This window comes from Candidatus Thermoplasmatota archaeon, from assembly GCA_029907305.1.
Classification (GTDB): Archaea; Thermoplasmatota; E2; order DHVEG-1; family DHVEG-1; genus JARYMC01.
In genome coordinates, this window is record JARYMC010000090.1 from 1 (window position 1) to 5683 (window position 5683).

10 protein-coding genes are annotated in these 5683 nt (G+C 36.4%); all 10 read left to right on the plus strand.

Annotated elements, in window-relative coordinates; genetic code table 11:
* Positions 1-117: 117 nt before the first annotated feature.
* The 10 genes from QHH19_06445 (at position 118) to QHH19_06490 (ending at position 5528) form a co-directional block, all read left to right on the plus strand.
* Positions 118-831 (plus strand): 30S ribosomal protein S4e, encoded by a 714-nt coding sequence (locus tag QHH19_06445; GenBank protein MDH7517963.1) that lies wholly within the window; start codon positions 118-120, stop codon positions 829-831.
* Positions 828-1403 carry a 50S ribosomal protein L5 gene (locus tag QHH19_06450; GenBank protein MDH7517964.1) on the plus strand — a complete coding sequence of 192 codons (576 nt, stop codon included), beginning with the start codon at positions 828-830 and terminating at the stop codon, positions 1401-1403. Before QHH19_06445 ends, QHH19_06450 begins: the two co-directional genes overlap by 4 nt.
* Positions 1404-1405: 2 nt before the next feature.
* On the plus strand, positions 1406-1561 hold the full coding sequence (locus QHH19_06455; protein MDH7517965.1) for a 30S ribosomal protein S14: 156 nt from the start codon (positions 1406-1408) through the stop codon (positions 1559-1561).
* 20 nt (positions 1562-1581) lie between these two features.
* On the plus strand, positions 1582-1971 hold the full coding sequence (locus QHH19_06460; GenBank protein MDH7517966.1) for a 30S ribosomal protein S8: 390 nt from the start codon (positions 1582-1584) through the stop codon (positions 1969-1971).
* 22 nt (positions 1972-1993) lie between these two features.
* Complete coding sequence (locus tag QHH19_06465; GenBank protein MDH7517967.1) at positions 1994-2545, plus strand: 50S ribosomal protein L6; 552 nt, start codon at positions 1994-1996, stop codon at positions 2543-2545.
* A 3-nt stretch (positions 2546-2548) separates the two neighbouring features.
* Positions 2549-3295: a 50S ribosomal protein L32e gene (locus QHH19_06470; protein ID MDH7517968.1), complete on the plus strand. Its 747-nt coding sequence runs from the start codon at positions 2549-2551 to the stop codon at positions 3293-3295.
* A gap of 20 nt (positions 3296-3315) precedes the next feature.
* Positions 3316-3792 (plus strand): 50S ribosomal protein L19e, encoded by a 477-nt coding sequence (locus QHH19_06475; protein MDH7517969.1) that lies wholly within the window; start codon positions 3316-3318, stop codon positions 3790-3792.
* On the plus strand, positions 3789-4295 hold the full coding sequence (locus tag QHH19_06480) for a 50S ribosomal protein L18 (protein MDH7517970.1): 507 nt from the start codon (positions 3789-3791) through the stop codon (positions 4293-4295). The genes QHH19_06475 and QHH19_06480 overlap by 4 nt, the downstream gene beginning before the upstream one ends.
* 80 nt (positions 4296-4375) lie before the next feature.
* Positions 4376-5062 (plus strand): 30S ribosomal protein S5, encoded by a 687-nt coding sequence (locus QHH19_06485; protein ID MDH7517971.1) that lies wholly within the window; start codon positions 4376-4378, stop codon positions 5060-5062.
* A 4-nt stretch (positions 5063-5066) separates the two neighbouring features.
* A complete protein-coding gene (locus tag QHH19_06490) occupies positions 5067-5528 on the plus strand; it encodes a 50S ribosomal protein L30 (protein ID MDH7517972.1) in 462 nt (153 codons plus the stop codon).
* Positions 5529-5683: the final 155 nt, after the last annotated feature.

A 5683-nucleotide genomic window follows, 5' to 3' on the forward strand; every position in this document is an offset into this window, starting at 1 on the left:
CAAAAACAGAAGAAAAAACTGAGGAAACAGAACAAGAGAAACCTAAAACTGAAAAGAAAAACAAGAAAAAAACTACTTCAACAAAAACCAAAAAGAAAAAAGAGGAGGAAAAAATAAATGAGCAAGCATCTTAAAAAACTCAACGCACCAAGGACACTGAAACTACACAGAAAAGAGAAAAAATGGACTATAAGAGCAATGCCAGGTCCACATAAATTAGACAAATCAATACCTCTTGGTCTAATTGTTAGAGACTACCTTAAGTTATGCGACACCTACAAAGAAGCAAAAAGGATAGTATCAAACGGGGAGATACTAGTAGATGGGATTAAAAGAAAAGACATCAAATTCCCATGTGGTTTAATGGATGTTATATCAATACCAAAGTTAAAGAAAAACTACAGGGTCTTATATGATAGAATAGGAAAACTTACACTAACAGAGATAACATCTGAGAATGCTGAATGGAAACTATGCAGAATTGAAAACAAAACTATAGTAAAAGGCAACAGAGTACAACTAAACTTACATGATGGCAAAAACATATTAGTGAAAAAAGACGAGTATAAAACAGGGGATGTACTAAAAATTTCTTTATCAGACAAAAAAATAACAGACGTTTACCCATTTGACAAAGGAACTGTTGCTATGATAATCGGTGGATCCCACTCAGGTCAGATAGCAAATATTTTAGATGTAGAAATAACACCATCGCCAAAACCAAATATCACAAAAATGAAATCCGATGTAGAATTTTTAACGATTAAGGATTATGTTTTCCCGATTGGAAAAGACAAACCAGTGATCTCTTTGCCTGAGGTGAAAATATGATGAACAAAGAAAAAACTACAAAAAAACAAACAAAAAATAAGGAAAAAACTGGGGCAAATGAGAAACAAAAAAATATTTTCAAACCTAGGATAGCAAAAGTCACGATAAACATAGGAGTAGGTGAAGCTGGTGAAAAACTCAGTAAAGCTGAGACTGTGTTGAAAAATATAACTGGTAACAAACCAGTCCAGACACTTTCTAAAACCACTAACAAAGATTGGGGTATCAGAAAAGGGATGCCTATAGGATGCAAGGTTACGTTACGTAAGAAAAAAGCGACGGATTTCCTGATAGAAGCTTTAAAGATACGGGAGAATAAAATGGCTGATTACTCATTTGATGATCAAGGAAACCTATCCTTTGGTATACCAGATCACACGCTTTTCAAAGATCAAAAATACGACCCAAGCATAGGCATATTTGGTATGGATATAGCAGTGACAATGGAAAAACCAGGTTATAGAGTTAAACACAGACGTGTTAACAGAGCGAAAATACCGAGAAAACATCAGGTTACAAGAGAAGAAACCATGAAATATTTCGCAGAAGAGTTCAAAGTGGAGGTCGTATAAACATGAAAATAAAAGAAAGAAAAAAATTCTATGGTAGAATCAAAGGATGCGAACGATGCGGGAGAAAAAGAGCAATAATAAGACGATACGGTCTTCATCTATGCAGACAATGCTTTAGGGACAAAGCTGAGGAACTTGGGTTTAAAAAATTCTCATAAAAAGAGGAGGCAAAAAGGTTATGTTAAATGATCCACTGGCAGATGCGTTATCCACCATAAAAAACGCTGAAACAAAAGGAAAAGGAACATGCATAATACAACCATCTTCTAAACTGATAGGGGGGGTTCTAAGTCTCCTAAAAGAAAAAGGGTACATAGGTGAGTTTAAACATATTGATGATGGTAAATCAGGGATCTTCCAAGTTCAACTAATAGGGCATATAAACGATTGCGGTGTAATAAAACCAAGATACCCGGTTAAAAGAGAGGAACTGGAAAAATGGGAGGCTAGGTATCTCCCAGCTCGTGATTTTGGTTTACTTATACTTACAACAACCATGGGTATAGTATCACACACAGAGGCAAAAAAGAACGGTATCGGAGGGAAACTACTAGCATATGTCTACTAAATAATGCGATAGGTGATGAAAGATGACTAAAAAAACAGAGAAAACTGAGATAAAAGATAAGATAACAATACCAGATCAGCTCCATTTTACATTAGAAAATAATGTTTTAACAATAAAAGGTGAAAAAGGTCAGTTATCAAGAGATTTTACACATCCTCAAATAGAAATTAAAGTAAATAGTAGAGATATAGAGATAAAAAGTAAATCAACTCGTAGGAAAGAAAAAGCACTTGTTGGAACAGTCGTTGCTCATATAAGGAACATGATAAAAGGGGTAACAGAAGGTTTTGAGTACAAGATGAAAACAGTATTTTCTCATTTCCCTATAAAAACATCTGTTGATGGCAACGATTTTGTGATACAGAATTTCCTTGGTGAACGTTCTGCTCGTCGAGCTAAAATCCTTGATGGCGTTGATGTTGAGATCAAAGGGGAAGATATAATAGTTAGAGGTATAGATAAAGAGAAAGTCGGGCAGACAGTTGCTAATATAGAGCGTGCAACTCTTGTTAAAAATAGGGATATAAGGGTTTTTCAAGATGGCATATACAAGGTTATTAAGGGAGCTAGGTAGACTATGACCAAAGAGGATGTTATCAAGGAGTTTTCGTCGTTAAAAGGTGTTGGTAAAGCAAAGGCTGAGCTCTTATATGAAAACGGTTTTACTTCCATGGAGAAACTTAAAAAAGCGTCTGTTAAAGATCTGACCAAGGTTAAAGGGATAAACGAAAAACTTGCGAAAGAAATTAAAAACCAATTAAGTGGAAAAAAAACAGAAAAAAAAGAAGAAAAAACTAAAACAAAGAAGAGCAAAAAAGAATATGAGGAAGCAAAAAAGGAAAAAGAGCCTGAAGAGAAACCAGAGCCCGAGAAAGAAGTTGAAGAGGAGAAAGTAGAAATTGTAGAGGAAGAGAAAAAAGAGTATAAAGCTAAGATAAAACCTGAGCTTAATGAAAGTTTGAAGAAACGTCTTTTAATAAGAAAACGGATTAAAAATAGGACACCAGAGTTTTTACGACAAGAATGGTTTAGATACAAACGTATACCGAAAAATTGGCGTAGGCCACGTGGTATGACATCTAAGCTTCGTAAGCATCTTGGTTACAGACCAAGTGTAGTACGTGTTGGTTTCAGGGGACCAAAAGAAACCCGTGGTTTACATCCATCTGGTTTTGAAGAGGTTCTTGTTTACAACGCACGCGATCTTGAGAAATTGAACCCAAAGACCCAAGCTGCGAGAATAGGTGGATCAGTTGGGACTAAGAAACGCGTTGAGATAAAGAAAAAAGCTGAGGATTTAGGTTTGAGGATACTAAACCTGTAAAAGGAGGAAAAAGAAAGGCTATGACTGATTTAAGAAACCAGCGGAGAATGGCAGCATCTATTCTTAAATGTGGTGTAAACAGGGTCTGGATTGACCATGATAGGGTTGATGAGATCGCTAAAGCAGTTACCAAGGATGATATTAGGGTTCTAATTCATGGTAAAGCAATTAAAAGCAGACAAATACAGGGTATATCAAGTGGACGTAAAAACTATAGAAAAGAACAGAAAGAGAAAGGCAGACGTCGTGGACATGGTTCAAGAAAAGGAGCAGCTTATGCTCGTCTGCCACGTAAAGAACGTTGGATACGTACAATAAGACCAATAAGAGCATATCTAGCTAAGCTTAGAGACGAGAAAAAGATTGATGCAGCAACCTACCGTAGGTACTACCAGAGAGCAAAAGGCGGGGAGTTTAGAAGTAAAAGCCATTTAGAATCACATCTTATATCTGATGGTTTTATAAAGATTATAAAGAAGGAGGAAACAAAACAATGACGCATGGGCCCCGTTACAAAATCAAAACACGTAGAAGAAGAGAAGGAAAAACCGATTACAGAAAGAGGCTTGCACTTTTAAAATCAAGAAAAACTAGGATAGTAGTTAGAAAAACAATAAAAAACACCCAGGTTCAATTCGTTGAATATAACGAGATAGGTGACAAGGTTCTTGTGTCAGCTATGTCAAAAGAACTTGCAAGCAAATACAACTGGAAATACTCAACATCCACAACACCCGCTGCATACCTAACAGGTTTACTAGCCGGTAAACGAGCAGTAGATAAAGGGATAAAAGAAGGGGTGCTAGATATAGGGAGATACACGCCGGCTACAGGATCAAAGGTTTTTGCTGCGCTAAAAGGAGTTTTAGATGCAGGCATTGAATGTTCTTTCAACGAAGAAAAAATACCAAGCGATGAAAGACTTTTTGGCAAACACCTAAACAAAGAGATAGAACCATCTGTCAAAGATATTAAAGATAAAATCATCGGAGGCAAATAATGGCGCAGAATAGACGAGATGAAAGCAGGTTAACAGCACAAGATTCAAAAAATTTCGAGGAACAAAAAACCACTAGAATAATAGATTGGATCCCAAAAACCAATCTAGGGAAGATGGTTAAAAACGGGCAGATCAACACAATGAGCGACGCACTAAAATCAGGTTTACCGTTGAGAGAATCAGAGATAGTAGATATACTAATGCCGGGTCTAGAAGATGAGGTAATAGACGTAAATATGGTACAAAGGATGACAGACTCAGGTAGAAGAGTAAAATTTGTTATAACAGTAGCAGTTGGTAACTCAGATGGTTTCATAGGACTCGGACAAGCAAAAGGAAAAGAGGTTGGGTCAAGCATCAGAAAAGCTATAGAAAACGCAAAACTCAACCTTGTAGAGATAAGGAGAGGATGTGGCTCCTGGGAATGCGGCTGTGGAAAAGCACATACAGTACCATTTGCTGTAAAAGGAAAAAGTGGTAGCGTTGAAATAACACTTAAACCAGCTCCACAGGGCATTGGACTAGCTACCGGTGATGTAGCAAAAAAAATCCTGAGACTAGCAGGTATAAAAGATTGTTGGACTTTCACAAAGGGAAAAACAAAAACCACTGTAAACTACGCAAAGGCTGTGTTCAATGCTCTAAGGGAAAACACGCAAACCAGGGTTATGGAAGATGAGGTTAAAAAAATCAACATAATATCTGGTGGTATAAGCATTCAATCAACACCGGAAAAGAATCAAATAACAGGACAAGGGGCGATGTAAAATGGTGTACGCTGTAGTTAGGGTTAGAGGAACAGTTAACATAAAACCTGATATAAAAAAAACATTGAAATTACTTTCTCTTAGTAGAGCAAATCATTGTGTATTAGTAGAAGAAACTCCTAGTACGAAGGGTATGTTACAGACTGCTAAAGACTATGTTACATGGGGTGAAATAGATAGAGAGGTGTTATCAAAACTAATAAAAAGAAGGGGTAAACTAGAAGGCGATCAAGATATAACAGATGATTATATCAAATCTGCTACATCATATGATAACGTAGAGATGCTTTCAGAAGCGATCATCGAAAAAAAAATTAGTTACAAGGAAATACCAAATGTTAAACCAATATTTAGGCTTAGCCCACCTAAAAAAGGCTACGATGGTATAAAAATGTCTTTTGTTAAAGGTGGTGCTCTTGGTTACCGTGGTAAAGAGATAAACAGATTAATTGAGAGGATGTTATAAAAAGTTGATTTTTCCAGTGTTGCCCGTAAATTAGGTTTTTAGGGAGAGAATCCATATCGTTTTTTTGCATACCTGAAAGAGATGGATGTCTCTCGTTTTGTAATTATGCAACTACTTTAAAAATATCACGATGGCGTCCATCCCGTTCCATGGTA